The organism is Streptococcus varani (assembly GCF_001375655.1).
Lineage (GTDB): Bacteria > Bacillota > Bacilli > Lactobacillales > Streptococcaceae > Streptococcus > Streptococcus varani.
In genome coordinates this window covers 71,915-90,542 of record NZ_CTEN01000005.1, presented here as the reverse complement: position 1 = coordinate 90,542, position 18,628 = coordinate 71,915, and the positions used below count along the sequence as shown (strand labels likewise).

14 protein-coding genes, 1 tRNA gene and 1 pseudogene are annotated in these 18,628 nt (G+C 43.2%); all 16 read left to right on the top strand.

Going from position 1 to position 18,628, the window contains the following annotated elements:
• Positions 1-264, top strand: a 264-nt coding sequence (locus tag BN1356_RS11235) for a DUF1492 domain-containing protein (protein ID WP_141651843.1), incomplete at its 5' end; no start/stop codon positions are given.
• 145 nt (positions 265-409) lie between these two features.
• The gene (gene terS / locus BN1356_RS11230) at positions 410-1,141 is read left to right on the top strand and encodes a phage terminase small subunit (protein ID WP_093651475.1); all 732 of its coding nucleotides are present in this window, start codon (positions 410-412) and stop codon (positions 1,139-1,141) included.
• Positions 1,110-2,408 (top strand): PBSX family phage terminase large subunit, encoded by a 1,299-nt coding sequence (locus BN1356_RS11225; RefSeq protein WP_093651474.1) that lies wholly within the window; start codon positions 1,110-1,112, stop codon positions 2,406-2,408. Before terS ends, BN1356_RS11225 begins: the two co-directional genes overlap by 32 nt.
• An 11-nt stretch (positions 2,409-2,419) precedes the next feature.
• The gene (locus BN1356_RS11220) at positions 2,420-3,931 is read left to right on the top strand and encodes a phage portal protein (RefSeq protein WP_281175846.1); all 1,512 of its coding nucleotides are present in this window, start codon (positions 2,420-2,422) and stop codon (positions 3,929-3,931) included.
• A 68-nt stretch (positions 3,932-3,999) separates the two neighbouring features.
• Positions 4,000-5,643: a phage minor capsid protein gene (locus BN1356_RS11215; protein WP_093651472.1), complete on the top strand. Its 1,644-nt coding sequence runs from the start codon at positions 4,000-4,002 to the stop codon at positions 5,641-5,643.
• Positions 5,640-5,921: a hypothetical protein gene (locus tag BN1356_RS11210; RefSeq protein ID WP_093651471.1), complete on the top strand. Its 282-nt coding sequence runs from the start codon at positions 5,640-5,642 to the stop codon at positions 5,919-5,921. The genes BN1356_RS11215 and BN1356_RS11210 overlap by 4 nt, the downstream gene beginning before the upstream one ends.
• 44 nt (positions 5,922-5,965) lie before the next feature.
• Complete coding sequence (locus BN1356_RS11205) at positions 5,966-6,190, top strand: hypothetical protein (RefSeq protein ID WP_093651470.1); 225 nt, start codon at positions 5,966-5,968, stop codon at positions 6,188-6,190.
• A 75-nt stretch (positions 6,191-6,265) separates the two neighbouring features.
• A tRNA-Trp gene (locus BN1356_RS11200) sits at positions 6,266-6,336 on the top strand.
• 64 nt (positions 6,337-6,400) lie between these two features.
• Complete coding sequence (locus BN1356_RS11195; protein ID WP_093651469.1) at positions 6,401-6,979, top strand: phage scaffolding protein; 579 nt, start codon at positions 6,401-6,403, stop codon at positions 6,977-6,979.
• A 28-nt stretch (positions 6,980-7,007) separates the two neighbouring features.
• Positions 7,008-7,832 carry a major capsid protein gene (locus tag BN1356_RS11190; protein ID WP_093651468.1) on the top strand — a complete coding sequence of 275 codons (825 nt, stop codon included), beginning with the start codon at positions 7,008-7,010 and terminating at the stop codon, positions 7,830-7,832.
• 13 nt (positions 7,833-7,845) lie between these two features.
• Positions 7,846-7,998, top strand: a complete 153-nt coding sequence (locus BN1356_RS12660) for a hypothetical protein (RefSeq protein ID WP_176694274.1) — start codon at positions 7,846-7,848, stop codon at positions 7,996-7,998.
• Positions 7,946-8,251: pseudogene (locus tag BN1356_RS11185) on the top strand (Gp15 family bacteriophage protein); the annotation flags it as partial. The gene BN1356_RS12660 and the pseudogene BN1356_RS11185, both read left to right, overlap by 53 nt.
• Before the next feature lie 21 nt (positions 8,252-8,272).
• Complete coding sequence (locus BN1356_RS11180; protein WP_093651467.1) at positions 8,273-11,821, top strand: tape measure protein; 3,549 nt, start codon at positions 8,273-8,275, stop codon at positions 11,819-11,821.
• Positions 11,821-13,317, top strand: a complete 1,497-nt coding sequence (locus BN1356_RS11175) for a distal tail protein Dit (protein ID WP_093651466.1) — start codon at positions 11,821-11,823, stop codon at positions 13,315-13,317. Before BN1356_RS11180 ends, BN1356_RS11175 begins: the two co-directional genes overlap by 1 nt.
• 3 nt (positions 13,318-13,320) lie before the next feature.
• Entirely contained in the window at positions 13,321-16,587 is a 3,267-nt protein-coding gene (locus BN1356_RS11170; RefSeq protein WP_093651465.1) for a phage tail spike protein, read from the top strand.
• A gap of 1 nt (position 16,588) precedes the next feature.
• Entirely contained in the window at positions 16,589-18,625 is a 2,037-nt protein-coding gene (locus BN1356_RS11165) for a DUF859 domain-containing protein (protein WP_093649510.1), read from the top strand.
• Positions 18,626-18,628: the final 3 nt, after the last annotated feature.

Here is an 18,628-nt window from a genome sequence, read left to right as displayed (position 1 = left end):
GCTAGACAAGTTGATGATGTCTATACTCAGTTGATTGTCATGAAAGAAGCGATAGAGCAAGATACCAATGAAGTTATTAACAGGAAACTTGAACTTGGTAGATTGATTAACAAGCTGAAAAATCCGAAGCATAGGGCAGTATTAAGGATGACCTACATCAATAAAGGCACCGCTGATAGTGTTTGTTATGATTTGAAGATGAGCCGAACAACCTATTACAGGTTAAAAAATGAGGCTGTCTCAGCCTTAGAGGAAGTCATCTGATTTCATAGGGAGCGTTTGGGACTTTTTGGAACAGCACGGTTCTTAAATTCTGCTAGAATGGTAGTATCAAGAAATAAGGGTAAGGCACCTATCAAGTGTCTTGCCTTTTCTTTTGTCCAAACAAACAAGTATAGGAGGTTTAGGCTTGGGTAGAGCAAGAGACCCCAACCGAGACAAGGCATTTGAAATCTATTCAGAAAATAATGGAAACATTGAGCTGATTGAGATTGCTGAGCGTTTGGGTGTTTCAGCTGGCACTGTCCGAGGTTGGAAAAGTAAAGACAAATGGGAACCTAAAATAAAAGGAACGTTCCAAAAGAAAAATACGGAACGCTCCAAAAAACCAAGGGGAGCTCCAAAAGGAAATAAGAACGCTGTGGGTCATGGAGCCCCTAGAGGAAACGACAACGCTGTAAAGCATGGACTAAGGAGAAAATACCTCCCTAAGGGCATATCTGAGCTGATAGATGAAGTTGAGACAATGACCCCTATTGATATTCTTTGGGAAAATATCACGCTGACCTATGCTAATTTGTTACACGCTCAGCGTATTTTATTTGTCCAGGACATAGAGGACAGCGATACCTTAATCACAAGCGAGGGCAAAGCTGGTGTAGGCTATGAACATCATACGGCATGGGATAAACAAGGCAAGGCTCTAGCTGCAATAGCAAGGGCACAGTCAGAGCTTAAAAGCATGATTAAGACCTATGACGAGCTGACACGCTCACCGCTTGTCACAGAGGAGCAACGCCTGAGAATTGACAACCTCAAGGCACAACTTGGCTCAGATGATGAAGATGACACGATCATTACTGGATTTACATTTGATAGGAGTGAGTACAATGGCGATACTGAACCTAGCAAAGCTGATTAACCCAGTATTTGATGAAGTTCTCTACACACTCAAGAGCCACATAGTACTAAAAGGGGGGCGTGCCTCTACTAAGTCCTCTGTGGTATCCATTGACCTAGTGAATGACTTTATTAGTGACCCTCTAGGTAATGTGGTTGTTCTACGGAAAGTGGGTAAATACCTGAGAATGTCTGTCTATGAACAGATAAGATGGGCAATTTATGAGATGGGCTTGGCCAATCAGTTCAAGTTTGGCAAGTCACCGCTACAAATTACTCATAAAAAGACTGGTACAGCCTTTTACTTCTACGGCGTAGACGACCCCATGAAACTCAAGTCACAAAAGATAGCCAAAGGATATGTCATGTCTGTCTGGTTTGAGGAACTTGCAGAGTTTGCAGGTCGTGAGGACATTGATATTGTTGAGGATACCTTTATCCGTCAAGAGTTGCCGAATGGCAAACAGGTCAAGGTTTATTTTACATACAACCCGCCACGCAACCCTTATGATTGGATAAATGAGTGGGTAGCTGAGAAAGCTAGTGACCCAACCTACATGATACATCACAGCACCTATCTTGATGACAAGCTAGGTTTTTTATCTAAGCAGATGAAAGAGAAGATAGAAAGGTACAAGGAAACTGACCCTGACTATTACCGCTGGATGTACCTAGGCGAGGTCATAGGGCTTGGTAATCATGTCTACAACATGAATTACTTTAAGCCGCTTGAGAGCCTCCCTGATGACGATAGGCTTATCGGTATATCATTTGCCCTAGATACTGGACACCAACAATCAGCTACCGCCTGTGGGGCTTACGGATTGACTGCCAAGGGTAATGTTATCTTGCTTGATACGTTCTACTATAGCCCAGCTGGAAAGACGATTAAAAAGGCCCCTAGTGAGCTCTCTGTGATGATACATGACTTTATTGATAAGGTCATGAAGACTTACAGAGTGCCCAAGCTTAAGATGACTATTGATAGCGCTGAGGGTGCCTTGAGAAACCAATACTTTAAGGACTATGGCGAACGCTGGCACCCAGTAGCCAAAAAGAAAAATCAGACCATGATTGACATGGTTATCAGCTTACTAGCAGAGGGGCGTTTTTACTATCTTGACATTCCTGCTAACAGGATTTTTGTTGAAGAACACAAAATGTATCGCTATGATGACAAGTCCCTGAACACTGATGACCCTAAAGTTATCAAGGAAGATGACCACACGGTAGATGAGTTCAAGTACTTTGTCTTGGATAACGCTAGGGAGCTAGATTTGAAAGCCTAAAGGAGCTAACAATGGGAATAGTACAAACTATCAAGAATTTCTTTACAAGGAGTAAGTATGTGATGACCACACAAAACTTAACAAACATTACAGACCACCCCAAAATAGCGGTGTCAAGTGCTGAATATGACCGTATCAGAGAAAACCTCAAGTACTTTGCAGGGCGTTATCCACAGATTGAGTACAAGGACAGCAACGGCACAAAGCAAAAGCGGGATTTTAATCATTTACCGATTGGCAGAACAGCCTCTAAGAAGATTGCAAGCCTTGTATTCAATGAACAGGCTGAAATTAAGGTAGATGATGAAAGAGCTAATGAGTTCATTCAGCAACAGCTACAGAATGACCGTTTTATCAAGAACTTTGAGCGTTACTTAGAGAGTTGCTTGGCTCTTGGAGGGCTTGCCATGAGGCCATACGTTGATAAGGACAAGGTAAGAGTGGCATTTGTTCAAGCTCCTGTCTTTTTGCCTCTCCAGTCCAATACCCAAGATGTCTCTAGTGCCGCTATCATCACTAAGACCATCAAATCAGAGGGGAACAAGCACAAGTATTACACGCTGATTGAGTTGCACGAATGGGGCAAAGATGACAAGTACACGGTAACCAATGAGCTCTACAAGTCTGATAATCAGAATATTGTAGGGGCTAGAGTGCCTTTGTCAGAACTCTATGAGGAACTTGAGGAGGCGGCAGAACTTAACGGCTTGAGTCGTCCTCTGTTTACCTACTTAAAGACCCCAGGCATGAATAACAAAGATATTAACAGCCCGCTTGGTCTGTCCATTTTTGATAACGCTAAGACTACTATTGACTTCCTGAATACTACATATGATGAGTTTATGTGGGAGGTCAAAATGGGTCAGCGTAGGGTTGCAGTTCCTACTCAGATGATTAAGACAGAGTACAATCAGGACGGCGATAAGGTCACGGTCAAGCGTGAGTTTGAAACTGGTCACAATGTTTATGAGCAGTTCGATAGTGGCGATATAGACAAGGGTATAGGTATCACAGACCTCACTACACCTATCCGCTCTGATGACTACATCAAGGCTATTAACGAGGGGCTAGCTCTCTTTGAAATGCAGATAGGGGTATCAGCTGGCATGTTTACCTTTGACGGCAAGAGTATGAAGACAGCCACTGAGATTGTCTCAGAAAACTCTGACACATATCAAATGCGTAACAGTATTGTCAGCCTAGTTGAGCAAGCTCTGAAAGAGCTGATTATCTCCATGTTAGAGCTTGGCAAATCCTATCAGCTTTACAAAGGAACTATTCCTGATATGGACGCAATCAGTATTAACCTTGATGATGGTGTATTTACTGACCGTAACGCTGAGCTTGATTACTGGATTAAGGTAGTAAACGCTGGCTTTGGTACTGATGTCATGGCCATTGAGAAAGTACTCAACGTAACCCCTGAGAAAGCTAAGGACATCAAAGCTGAAATCAGTGGCAGTGCTATTGGTGAGGCAAGTAACAACAGGAGTGATGAAGATGTTGAAATATATGGTAATTGATAAGTTAAGGGACCTATTTGGACTAAACAGCCCATCTAGGCTAGTGATTGAGGGACTTGTAGAAGCTTATGAAAGAGAAGAAACCAATCAAGCTAAATGATGAGCAGTTAATGCTAGACGCTAGTCAGGTTGCAGACATCTATCATCAGCTAACCCTTGATTTATTTGACCAAGTTATAGACCGTATAAAAGAGCGTGGCTCAGCTAGTCTTGATGATAACCCTTATATTTGGCAACTTGAGAAGATGAATGAGATGGGGTTACTCAATAAGGATAACCTACAGCTTATCTCTGAACGCTCAGGCATTGCTGAGGAACAGCTTAGGCATGTTATCCAAAATGAGGGCTACAAAATCTACAAGGACACCAAACAGCAGCTTTTAGAGGCCACTGGTGGCGGTACATTTGTTAGTAACTCTCTTATTCAGAATAGCCTTGCAGCCTATGTAAATCAGACTATGGGCGATATCAACAACCTTATCAATACCACGCTACCAAAGAGCGTGATAGGAGCCTACCAATCAATCATTGAGGAGGCCACAGCAAAGGTTGTCACAGGTCTTGCTACATCAGATAAGGCTATTTCAGATACTGTCATGAAATGGGCTAAAAAGGGCTTTTACGGCTTTACAGACAGCCAAGGTAAGCACTGGAAAGCTGACACCTACGCTAGGCAAGTCATCAAGTCCACGGCTTGGCGGGTATATCGTGAGGTTAGAATGGCTCCAGCTGAGGAATTGGGAATAGATACCTACTACTACTCCAAGAAATCCACAGCAAGGGAAATGTGCGCCCCTCTACAACATCAGATAGTCACTACTGGAGTTGCAAGGACTGAAAAGGGAGAGCGTATACTTGCTTTGTCAGATTATGGCTACGGTACGGCTGGTGGGTGTCTGGGTATTAACTGTACCCATGAAATCACGCCCTTTGTGGTTGGTGTCAACTACAAGCCTGAGCTTGGCGAAGATGTCAAGGACTTAACACCTGAGCAAGCTATCGAAAATGCCAACGTACAGGCTAAACAGAGAGCCCTGGAGCGGTCTATCAGACAGTCTAAGGAGTTTCTCCACGTTGCAGAAAAACTAGGAGACCAAGAGCTCATAGACAAGTACAAGAGCAGGGTCAGGGTGCAACAGGGAGCTATGAGGGACTACCTCAGACAACACCCTTTTCTACACCGTGATTATGCTAGGGAGAAATACTACTACAATGATGATACGGTTAAAAAATTATACAAATCTATTGACAAGCGCTCTAAAAAAGAGTATTCTGAAATACTACAAAATTTGGGAAATAAAGCACCCAAGTCTTATAGTGATTTCCAAGCTCTGAGCCACTCTGAAAAAGAGTCTTTGAGGTATGATAATAGGATTGTCAATTATTTTAAGGGAGATATTCACGAGAAACTGTCTGAAAAACAGAAACAGCAGGCGGTGGAGGCTTACTTTAATTTCAAAAATGACGGTATAGTATTTGGAGACCATGCTATAGCACGCTACATAGAGCGTATGAGACGCAATGATGGTACATTTAGCTATAACTATGAAACCGTCAAAACAGCCTTTTCTCTACCTCCTAACTATGTATCAGAACAGAATGGTAGGCTTGCTAGATACTACAACGGCATTCTTTACATCACTGAACCTGATACAGATATTGTAGTGACTATGATGAAACGTAAAAAACTGAAAGGATTTAAGCCATTATGAAATACAGTCAGCGAGTATTAGACATGCTCAATCAAGCAGTCAGTGGTCAGATTGATAATTTTTGGGATTTTTCCTTTAAGTTTAATGCTCTTTTTGGAGAAGATGAGGAGTTTGCTGAGGCTTGGGATAATGAAAATCCTGAAATGTTTGACGCTCTCAATGATGTTGAATTGATGATGTTCCTAGAGGAACATGACCCAAGTGATAAGCAAGGATTTATCAACTTTTTAACGCCTTACTACGAAAAGGCAAAGCAATTAGTAAAACTTAGCGCTTAGTTAAACCTAGGCGCTTTTCTTATACCCAAAAATAGGAGGCAACCATGAACAAACGTATCAAAAAGAAACGTGAACTTGAGGACAAAGTCAAGTGGCTTGAGACTATGCTTGATTATGCTATTCATGAAATCATCAGGCAAGATAAAGAGCTTGAGGAGTTGAAACAGATTAACTCACGCAATGCTCAGGCTACTAATTCAAGATTTGATTATCTTGAGAAGAAAGTAGCTGACAAGGTATCTAAAAAATCTTGGTTTAGTCGCAAGTAAGGAGGCGGTCACTCATCTTGACTGGTAGGAAAGACTACTTTTACACCGTTTGGAAATCCAAGCGGTTTTTATTTTGCACTCTTAGTGTAGCGGTAGCACATCAAGCTCCAACCTTGATAGCGTGGGTTCAAATCCTACAGAGTGTGTTGTCTGACATGACGTAAACTGTCAAATTCTGCCCCTCGTGGCGTAAAACAAAGGAGTTAAGGTATGAGCCTTAAACGTGAGATGTTGGTGGACGCAGGTATCGAAGATAAAGCGGTGCTAGACAGTATCATGCAAGCGTACGGTGCAGGTATTGAAAATGCAAAGGCACAAGCTAAGTCTGAGTTACAGGCAGAAAACGACACCTTAAAACAACAACTTGAGCAACAAACCCAAGCTGTCAAGGAGTTACAGGAAAAAGAGGGAGCTAGTGAGGAAAGCAAGCAACAGCTAGCAGACCTACAAGCCCAATTTGACCAGTACAAGACTGACAATGAGGCAAAACTTGCCCAGGTAACAAAAACTAACGCTGTAGCACTTGCTTTGAAAGATGTGGGAGCTTACAACTCTGAGGACTTGATGAAGTTCATTGACCTAGACAAGATTGAGCTAGGAGAAGATGGGAAACCTATCTTAGATGACACTATCAATGCTCTCAAAGAGTCCAGCCCTTACTTATTCCAAGGTGAAGATGGACAGCCAAATCTCAATATCTCTGTACCAGGTAACCCATCAGCTGGGACTGGTGACGACAATCTGAGTGCAGAAGATAAAGCACTGTTTGCAGGCTTTGATAGCGTGTAAACCAAACAAAGAAAAGAGGTAATTTTACATGGTAGTAAACTATGCAGCTAAATTTGATAATAAAGTTGATGAGCGTTTTGCTAAAGAGGCTCTCTCTACTGGTATTATCAACCAAGATTTTGATTTCACAGGCGTTGACACAGTCAAGGTCTACTCAGTTCCAACATCAGTAATGAACGACTACAAGACAACTGGTCAAAACCGTTACGGTGAGGCTGAGGAACTTGGTAACACCGTTCAAACTATGGTACTCAAGAAAGACCGTTCTTTCACGTTTACCATTGACAAGAAATCTGAACAAGATACTAATGGTGTCATGGAGGCAGGTAAAGCTCTTGCACGTCAACTGTCAGAAGTTGTTATCCCTGAGGTCGATACCTACCGCTTTGCAACAATCGTAGCAGGTGCGGCTCCTGAACATGTTAAGACAGCGGCCATCACTAAAGATGACGCTTATGAGGCTGTCCTAGATGGTCAGGTAGCTCTTACAGACGCTTTTATTCCTGTAGCAGGTCGTGTCTTGCATGTGTCTCCTAAGTTCTATAAACTTATCAAACTTGACCCAACATTTGTGAAGAACTCTGACCTTGGCCAAGAAATCACTATTAAAGGTCAAGTAGGTATGATTGACGGCTTGCCAGTTGTCTTGACACCAACATCACGCTTGCCACAAAATGTAGAGTTCGTGATTGCTCACCCAGTGGCTACTACATCTCCTGTTAAGTTGGAAGATTACAAAATTCATGACAACCCACCAGGAATTAACGGTAAACTCGTTGAGGGTCGTATCCGTTATGACGCTTTTGTTCTTGACAACAAGAAAAAAGCTATCTACGTTCACAAATCAGCATAAGGGAGGCTAAGTAATGGCTAGAAAGAAAACTGAGGAAACCACAGAGGAAGTGGTGGAAAAGCAAGAAGTAACTGAGGAAACCACAGAGGAAGTGGTGGAAACAGTTTCTGTCAAAAAGCAAGATACGCTCAAGAAGTCAATCAGAAGACGGAGAGCGGCTTTTTAGTTTGAAATATGACGCTGAGTATATCTACTCATCATTTATGCAGGCTTACGGTCTTGATTTGATTGACGCTCAGAATACATTGCACTGGAAGAAATTTAATGCCCTACTCAATGGGCTACCTAGTGATACTAAGTTTGCTGAGGTGCTCAAAATACGTTCTTATAAGCCACAAAAAGGCGATAGTAAGAAGTATAAAGAGGGCATGAAACGACTAAAAAAAGAGTATGCACTACCTAAAGATTTTGACTACTAATCACAGAAAGGAGAGAAAACTATGGCAGATGGTTCAGTTACTATCAAGGTTGACCTAGACGGCTCTAGTGCCCAGTCTGGAGTTAGCAAACTAAAAACCTTGTTAGGTGGACTAGAAAGCACAGGTTCAAAGGTTGGGTCTGTTTTTAAGTCGGTTTTAGGGGCTAATTTGATTAGCTCTGCTCTCACTACTGGTATTGGTGTTGTTACTGGCGGTATCCGTGATATGGCCTCAGAGCTTACCAGCTCACAGAAAGCGTGGAAGACCTTTGAGGGAAACCTACAGGCTTTTGGACGCTCTCCTGAGGTTATTAAAGCGGCTAAGACTGAAATGCAAGACTTTGCCACTAAGACTATTTACTCAGCCTCTGACATGGCTAGCACCTACTCTCAACTTGACGCAGTAGGTACTAAGAATGTTGGTAGCTTAGTTAAGGCTTTTGGTGGTTTAGCAGCCTCAGCAGAAAATCCAGCCCAAGCCATGAAATCTTTATCCACTCAAGCAACACAGATGGCAAGTAAGCCTAAAGTTGCCTGGATGGACTTTAAGATTATGATGGAACAAGCGCCCGCTGGTATGGCGGCCGTCGCAAAAGAAATGGGTATGAGTACCGCTGAACTGGTTGCAGCTGTTCAAGATGGTCAAATCTCAACAGAGGCATTCTTTGACGCTATGAATAAGGCGGGTAACTCTGACGCTTTTCAAAAAATGGCTACTGAGTTCAAAACTTGGGACCAGGCAATAGATGGAGCTAAGGAAAGTCTGTCTAATAAGCTCATGCCTATGTTTGAACACCTCAACAAGTTTGGTATTAAGGCAATCAATGCCCTATCAGACGCTATGGAAAGTATAGACTTTAGCGGAATGGCTGACGGTCTAGGTAAGTTCCTTGAGGGTATCAACATTGAGGGGATTATCTCCAAAGTCAGCAGTACCATCTCTAATGTGATTTCAAAGGTTCAGACCTTTTGGTCTGCCTTTGCAGGAGCGCTCAAGAGTATTGCTGGTGCTATTGGACACGTTTGGAATAGTCTAACTGCCTCAGGAGTTCTTAATGTCTTAGCTAGTGTCCTAGGCAATGTGGTCAAGTGGCTTTCTCAGGCTGCAACCGTAGCGGCTAACTTTATCAGCTCACTACCTGCAGGAGCTATTCAGGCTATAGTTGGTGGCTTGGTTGGTTTAGTAGCTGGTTTTAAGGCCTTTAACTTTCTGAAATCCTTTAACCCGTTCAGTCTATTCAAAAAGAATGCGACAAGTGGGGTTAGTGGTGCTACATCAGTTGTTAGGTCAGCAAGTACAAGCGTTGTCTCAATTATCCGTAGCCTTGGCCAAAGTGTAGCAACTGCTGCTAGAGGAATTGGTCAAGGTGTAGGCGCTGCTTTTCGTGGTATTGGTCAAGGGTTGGCTATGGTTAATCCTGCAACCATTGCAGCTTTAGCAGTTCCAATCTTGGCACTTGGTGCAGCTTTTGCCTTAATGGGTATGCAGGGGCAGGGTATAGCTACAATTCTCCAAGGAGTAGGTAGTGTTATTGTCAGCGTTGGTACGGCTATAGGGACAATCCTTAACATGGCACTACAAGGCCTAGCTCAAGCGCTGGTTACTGTAGCTCCTGTGCTACCTATTGTAGCCTCATCTTTTGCTATGCTGTCACCACTTATCACAGCGGCTGGAACAGCAATAGCTACGGTAATCAGTGCATTTAGTAGCCTTGCTCCTGTGATAACCGCTCTAGGCTCTGCCCTAAGTCAGGTAATATCTGCTATCAGTTCTGGTATTGCCCAAATTGCTACGGCGGTGACCCCTATTGTCTCAATCATCTCTAATGCCTTTGTGCAGGTTGTGACAGTGGTATCACAGGCAATCGTCCAAATCATTCAGGCTTTAGCTCCATTTATTCCAGCTATAACCCAAATGGTCCAGGCAGTTGCCCCTGTACTCCAATCCTTAGTAGAGGCGTTTAATAACCTCATCAGTCAAATCAGTCCTATCATTGATAGTCTGACCCAATTACTTCAAACTTTCGGAGAACAGGTCAGCTCAATCCTAGAAAGTGCTGGTAGCGTGGTAGAGAGCTTTGGCTCTGCTATCCGCAATGTACTTGATGGGGTTGCTGGTATCTTTGAGAGTATGGGTAATGCGGCTAAAAACGCTGGACAAGGCGTGAAGTTGATGGCTCAAGGGGTCAAAATGTTAGTTGACCTAAAACTTGGTGACTTGGTTGGAACTTTAGCAGCTGTGGCAACTGGTTTAGCTGCTATTGCTGGCTCAGGTATTGCCTCAGCGGGTCCAGGTTTGCAACAAGCAGGAACTGGACTAAAACTCATTGCTACATCAGCTCAAACAGCAAGCGTTGCAATGCAGACACTGCCTAGTGTTTTCAGCACTCTTGGCTCAAGTATCGGAACTTTACCAGGAGTAATGACCACGGCAGGCTCTGCTATGAGAACCTTTGCTAGTGCTGTTATGACCTCTTTTGTAGGTCTAGCAGGCTCAACGGCTAGCATTTCAGCACTACAAAGCAGAATTACAGCCTTGTCAGCCTCAATGATGATGGCTCAAGCTGGAGCCTCTGCAATGTCAGCGGGTTTCTCAGCAGTATCTGCTGTACTTGGTGCTCTTGGTGGAGTGCTTGGTTCGGTACCAGCTAGATTTACGGCTATTACAGCCTCAGCAATGACAGCAAGAACATCAATCATGCAATTAGCCACATCAGCGCCAATGGTCGCCTCAGGTTTTGCTAATATCTCAAGTGCTGCAACCTCATCAATGAGTCAACTCAATTCTGCTGTACGCTCTGCTATGACACAAGCGGTATCAACTATGCGCTCTAGTATGCAACAGCTGGTATCTGTGGTAAGGCAATCAGCAAGTCAAATGACACAAGCAGGACGACAAGCTGGTAAAGGCGTGTCAGACGGAGTTACTAACGGTATCCGTGGCGGTATCGGTTCAGCAAGAGCTGCAATGTCAGCAATGGTAAACGCAATCCGCTCTACTGGTATGTCTGGAGCTGGTGCAATGCGTAGTGTAGGGGCTATGATTGGCCAAGGGTTAGCTCAAGGTATGTATTCAGCCCTTGGAGCCGTTACAGCTGCTGCTAATGCCCTAGTTGCACAAGCTGAAAGAGCAGCACAGGCTAAAGCTAAAATTCACTCACCATCACGACTATTCAGGGATAACGTAGGGCGCTATATTGCCCAAGGTATCGCTGTAGGTATTGAAAAGAATACCTCTGATGTGACTGATAGCCTAGCTTATGTGCAAAAAGAGATGTCCGCCTTTAAGTTTGGCGCTGAGGAACTATTAGGCCTCGGTAATGGTTCTCTATCTAGCCAATTCAAGCTCAAATCAATCACAGAACGTGCTGAAATGAGCCAAATTGAGGTAATTAGAGACCAAGCGGATAAAGCTCTTACCAAAGCTCTTGAAGTGGCTGAACAGGCTGTCAAGCGCCCTGTGAACATGGTGCTAGATGACGGTACTCTAGTCGCAAAAATCGGAGAGCCAATGACTAACTATCAGAACGACAAAATCAAAATAGATAACATGATGAGGGGGATTGTCTGATGAATAATGACACTATCACTATTAACGGATTTGACCTCTCTGAGGTTATCCGAATTATTGAAATTATCCGCCCTGTGGGTAATGAGCGTAGCATTGAAATCAATGACGCTCCACTCCTTGGAGTGAACTTACAAGAAGTAAGAACAGGGGCTAAGTTTATCAAGGTCAAATTTGCTATGCAAGAAAAAAATGGTATGACACTTGAAAAGGCCAAGCACACGCTGGCAGGGGTCTTTAATACCTCAGAGGCTGTCAAAATTATCATTTCTGATGAACCTGATAAGTATTACATGGGTCTTGTGACTGGCTCTGTGGCCATGGATAACGTGACACGTTGGTTGCAAAAAGGAGAGTTTGAGCTACTTATCCCTGATGGCGTGGCTCACAGCACCACCTACCGCAGGTTTGACATTGGGACGGTATCCTCTGACAAGGTTGTTTTCAACCTTGTCAATGATGGTAATGTACCAGCCTTTCCCATTATTACAGTCAAGAATAACGCTGAGAATGGTTATATTGGTTTGGTCAACACTAGCGGAGCTCTTGAAGTCGGAGACCGTGAGGAGGCTGATACAGAGCAAGTCAGACAATCAGAGCTACTCTTTGATTATCGAGACAGTAAAATCACAGCTGGTCTGAGTGCTGCAACTAAGAATGTTGCTATCTTAAATGACACTACGCAGAACCTCAAAGGAATTGTAGGTAGTGTGAACTGGCAAGGTCGCCCTCATTTGTTTCTACAGAACCCAGGAGGAACTACTGGAAACAATGCAGGGAGCTTAACTTGGAACATTCCAGCAGACAGCTCAGGCGCTACAGGCTCACTTAATGACTATATTTGGTGGCGACAAGTCTTTTGGCTTGGCGCTGCTAACCAATTTGGCTTTATCAAGTTGACCGTCTCTGATGAACAGGGGCGGTTTTTGTATGGTGTTGAGACATTCAAACGCTACAACGGTCTAGGTTGTGAGTATAACTTTATGGCTGCTGATGGTAAAGGGGGCTATAACATGCTCAAAAAGTGGACTTTTACAGGAACTCACTTAGACAGTCAAAACCCATTCAATGAGCCTAGAGGTTGGTCAGACCTCAAACGTAATGATGATAAAGTTACTGTTTTTTGGTGGGGGTCTTACAACACCTTTACCATTCCTGAAATCAAAGGGCGAAAATCAGCTAAAATCCATGTGGCGTTTGGTGCTCTAGGGAACAAACCTCTAGTAACCCGTATGTACTTGGATAGTATTTTCTATCGTAAGGATTTTGTAGCAGTCACTAAGGATATTCCTAACCGCTACCCTATCGGTTCAAATGTAGTGCTTAATAGCGAAAATGACACAGTAACCGTGGACGGTTTGGAGCGTATTGTGGATATTGTCCACGGTTCAACGTTCCTGACTATCCCACCTGGTAACAGTCAGCTAGAGGTTTACAGTTCAAGTTGGGTCAAAACTAAGCCCACAGTCAAGATAGAATTTGAAGAAAGGTACTTATAGCGTATGTTATTGACAATCCATGACGCAAGTTTGAGAAAAGTTGCTTTTATTGATAACGACAAGCAGGCTACGTTGAATTACTTTAACGATACCTGGACTAGGTACCTTGAAACAGGTTCTAGTACCTTTGATTTCACGGTATTCAAAAATGCTATCATCTCTGACACAGGGCGCAAACGTGCCTACAACTATCTGAATGAAAAAGCCTTTGTGTCTTTCCTGTACAAGGGCAAGACCTATCTGCACACAATCCGTAAAGTTGAGGAAAACGAGCAGATTATCAAGTGTTATGGTATCAACCTTAACCTTGAGCTTATCAATGAGTATGCTAATCCATACAAAGCGCCAAGAGCAATGACTTTCAAAGAATATTGTGACGCTATGGACTTGCTTAACTTTACATTCTTGAAAATTGGGGTCAATGAGGTTTCTACTCAGAAGATTTCTGCTGAGTGGGAGGGTACAGATACAAAGCTGAACCGTCTATTAAGTCTAGCTAATAAGTTTGGTGCTGAAATTGAATTTGATACCCACCTCAACGCTGATAGCTCTATCAAGTCCTTTGTGGTCAAAGTTTATCATGAAAACGACGACACTCACCAAGGTGTAGGGCGTGTTAGCCCTACTGTTTTGACCTATGGCAAGAACCTAAAAACCTTAACTAGGACAGTAGATAAAACCAATATTTACAATGCTGTAAGACCAACAGGGAGAACTGAGGACGGTAAAACTGTCACTATTTCTGGTCTTGGCGCTTGGTCTATCAAAAATGCCAATGGTGAACGTGAATTTTATCAAAGCGGAGAAATGCTATACGCTCCGTCATCTATGCAGATGTACCCAGCAGCATTCACAAGTAGTACCATGAATGACCAATGGATTAGAAAAGACATGACTGTTGAAAGTTCCAGTCCAGAGGTTATTCGTGCGGCTGCCTATCGTGAGTTGAAAAAGTACGCTTATCCAGCCGTAACTTATGAAGTGGAGGGCTTCACAGAGCTTGGCATTGGGGACACTGTCCAAGTCTATGATGACGGATTTAGCCCAGTACTCTTGCTTGAAATGAGGGTATCAGAGCAGACAATCAGCTTTACCAATCCAAAGAACAACAAGACCACTTTCTCAAATGCTAAGGCTCTTGAAAATCTTTTGTCAAACGGTATTCAGGAGCGTCTAGACCGTATGATAGAAGACGCTAAACCTTACACCGTGAAAGTCTCTACAGACAACGGTACAGCGTTTAAGAATGGGCAAGGTCAGTCAGTTGTGACCCCTACCTTGATGAAAGGTAACAGGGGCATCAATAGTGGCTGGCGTTGGGTTGTTGACGGTGAGATTAAGGCTACAAGCTCTACCTACATTGTCAAGGCGGCTGACATCAACCAGACAATGGTTTTGACAATCGCTGCATGGGTGGATAATCAGGAAGTAGCCTCTGAACAGGTTACTTTTATTAACACGATAGATGGCACAGCTGGTAGAGGGATTGCAAGTGTTGATACTTACTATTTGCTTACTGGTATGTCAGCGGGTGTGACCCACTCTGTAGCTGGTTGGACTCAAACAGTCCAGACCCCTACATCAAATCAACGTTTTGTCTGGTCTTATCGTGTAGAGAAGTACTCAGATGGTACATCTAGCACAGGAGAGCCTCATATCCTCTCTGTTTATGGAGAAAAAGGAGACCGTGGTGAGCGTGGTTTACAAGGTTTGCAAGGTATCCAAGGGGCTAAGGGTGACCAGGGTATCCCTGGTGATAGGGGAGCTGACGGAAGAACTCAGTACACCCATATTGCTTACGCTGATACTATCTCAGGCGGTGGATTTGACCAAACCAACGCAGACAAAGCCTATATAGGTGTCTATGTTGATTTTAACGCCACAGATAGTACCAATCCTGCTGATTACCGCTGGACTAAATGGAGAGGTACAGATGGTAAAAATGGTAAGGACGGCACTCAGGGAATACCAGGTAAACCAGGAGCGGACGGAAAAACGCCATACTTTCACAGGGCATGGGCTAACTCTGCTGATGGCCGTGACGGTTTCAGTACCTCAGATAGCAACAATAAACGTTATTTAGGTACATTAACCGATTTTGTTGAGGCAGACAGTCAAGACCACACTAAGTACAAGTGGACAGCTCTTTTTGATAATGTTCAGGTTGGGGGAGTGAACCTTTTACCTAATGCAGGTTTTTATAAAACCACTCCCACAGTAACAACCTTCACAGTTGGAGGCAAAACTCATAAAAATATCCTTATCAATAAATGGGAAAATCCATATAATGGGGGAATTTCAAATCCAACTAGTAATTACCATGCTTTTGTCAATGATACATTTTCCTCTGATGGTCCAGTAGTTGAATTTAACGAAAGTAACGGCTTACGAAATTGGAAAGCTATCAATGTTATCATCCCTAGTAAAGATTTAATGTCAGGTGCATATTATTTTTCCGCCGATTTATACGCAACAGGTACAGGTACTAAGATTTGGTTTGGTTTCTATTATTACAAAAGTGATGGTAGCCGAAATTTTCACTCAGGACAAACCACGGTAAATGTTTCTAGTACAGGTAGTTGGCAACGTTTAGGAGGCTCTATTAAATTAAACGTTGATGTTGATTTTAGTAGAGAAATCAGGTTCTATATTTACGGTTATAATTTCTCTACAAATTCAATACTGTACCTAAAGAAGCCTAAGTTAGAAAACGGGAATATTGGTACTGCATTTAGCTTAAATCCATCAGATGTAGACGAGGCTATAAATTCCAAGGCTGACCAAGTTCTCACTCAAGAGCAGTTGAACGCTCTGAATGAAAAAGCTAGTATTATCCAAGCTGAGCTAGAGGCTAAGGCTAGTGCTGATACATTGGACAACTGGATTAAGGCTTATCAGGACTTTGTCAAAGCTAATGACTCGGCTAGGGCACAGGCTGAAAAAGATTTAATTTCAGCTAGCCAACGTGTTTCTACCATTGCTAAAGACCTTGGAGAGCTCTCAGACCGCTGGAATTTCATTGATACTTACATGAGTTCATCAAATGAGGGCCTGGTCATTGGTAAGAATGATGGCAGTTCAAGCTTGATGTTTAACCCTAACGGTAGGATTTCCATGTACTCAGCAGGGGTAGAGGTTATGTATATCTCTCAAGGTGTTATCCACATTGAAAATGGTATTTTCTCAAAGACAATCCAAATTGGACGGTTCAGAGAAGAACAGTATCATCTCAACGCTGACATGAACGTTATTAGGTATGTAGGAGGATAAAATGGCTGAATTTTGGTCAAATAATGATAGAGGTTATCGTATCCGCCTATGGATAGACCAAACCTCTCAGAATATCGCAGGCAATAGTAGTCAGGTTAGGGTAAGGCTTGCCTTGCTGAATACGACTACTACCTTTGCAGAGTACAACTGTACCGCCTCAGCTACCGTCAACGGTCAGACACTGAGCTGGTCAGGTCGCCCCTCTATGCTTAGTTATAATCAGACAATCATGCTGATTGACAAAACTATCACAGTTGGGCACAATGCAGACGGTAAGAAATCATTTAGCTTGTCTGCTAGCTTTAGCGGTAGCGGTGGTTGGTCGCCTGGTACGCTCTCAATCGGTGGTAACTCATTCACACTTACCACTATCCCACGGTCAAGCTCTGTGAGTGTTGGCACTGGCGTTATTGGTAGTGCCGTTACTATCAACATCAGCCGTCAGAGTTCTAGCTTTAAGCACACTGTCCGCTATCACTGGGGTAGCAAACAAGGGACAATAGCAAGTAATGTAGATACCTCCACAACGTGGACTATCCCTCTTGATTTTGCTAATGATATTCCCAACTCAACCAGTGGGACAGGGATAATCTATGTCGATACCTACTCAGGTTCAACCAAGACAGGAACGCAGTCAACAACTCTAACGGCTAGCGTTCCAACCAACATGAAACCAACCTTTACAGGCGTTTCTTTATCTGATTTCAACACAGCAGCTCAAAACTTGGTATCTAGTACCACTACCTTTATTCAGATAGTATCTAATATTAAGGTTACATTTAACGGCGGTGCTGGCTCTTATGGCTCATCTATTACGGGCTATAAAGCTGAGATTGTGGGCAAGAACCAAACAACCAATGTGAATGGTGGCACCTTGGGAATTATGAACTACAACGGTGCTATCACAATCAGAGCAAGCGTCTCTGACAGTCGTGGGCGTTGGTCAGATACTAGAGATGTCTCAGTAACGGTTCTTGAGTACTTTGCACCAGCTCTGAGCTTTAGTATTGCTAGGACTGGCTCAACTTCCAGTACTTTTACCGTCACAAGAAATGCTAGAGTAGCACCTTTGGCGATTGGCGGTGCTCAAAAGAATATCATGACACTATCCTTTAAGGTTGCAAGGCTAGGAACAACAACCTACACGGCTGACACTGGGACAGCTGCTGGCTCATGGACTAGCTTATCTAGTCTGATTAACTCTCAAGCTAATCTCTCAGGTACCTATGCAGCTAATCAGTCATGGGTTGTTATTGGCACTCTTGCCGATAGATTTACTCAGACTGAGTTTGCAATAAATGTAGCGACGGAAAGCGTGGTTTTTTCCTATGACCGTTCTGGGGTGGGTGTCAATAAGATTAGAGAACGTGGAGCGTTAGATGTCAATGGAGATATTTACGCTAACGGAAATCCTATTCAGCAACATAAACTGACTGAAAACAACGGCAGGATTATAACGGTTAGCAATGCTAATCTAGTTACATCTGCTGGTTTTTATTACATGGTCGGTGCGAGAGAAAACAGTCCAGGTAATCAGTATGGTTATCTTACCGTTTGGTATAATTCAGATAACTTTATTTCTCAGATGTTCATGCCCTATAACTCAACTGATATTTATACACGAAGAATGACCAATGGAGCGTGGGGAAGTTGGTCACAGTTAGCGGTACAGAACACATCATCCTCTTTTTCGAGGTTAAACATTACAGATACAGCCACCTTTAACTTTACCATTATGTGGGGTGTTGGTATTAGTGCAATGAGAAAAGGGAACTTAGTAACCCTAACAGTTGATAGAGCTATCAAAAACATAAATTCAACAGTCGAATATGGTTTGATGAGTGAGACTATACCAGCAGGATATAGGCCAATCAAAGAGGCACATCTTATCATCCAAGCTAACTCGGGTCCAACTATATCTGGTACATCAGTTGTCCATCTAGCCCCTGATGGACAAATCAGGCTGACTAACAATATCACAGGTAACAAGGTATGGACTGGTACTATTACCTATGTTACCAATGACCCTTATCCATAGAAA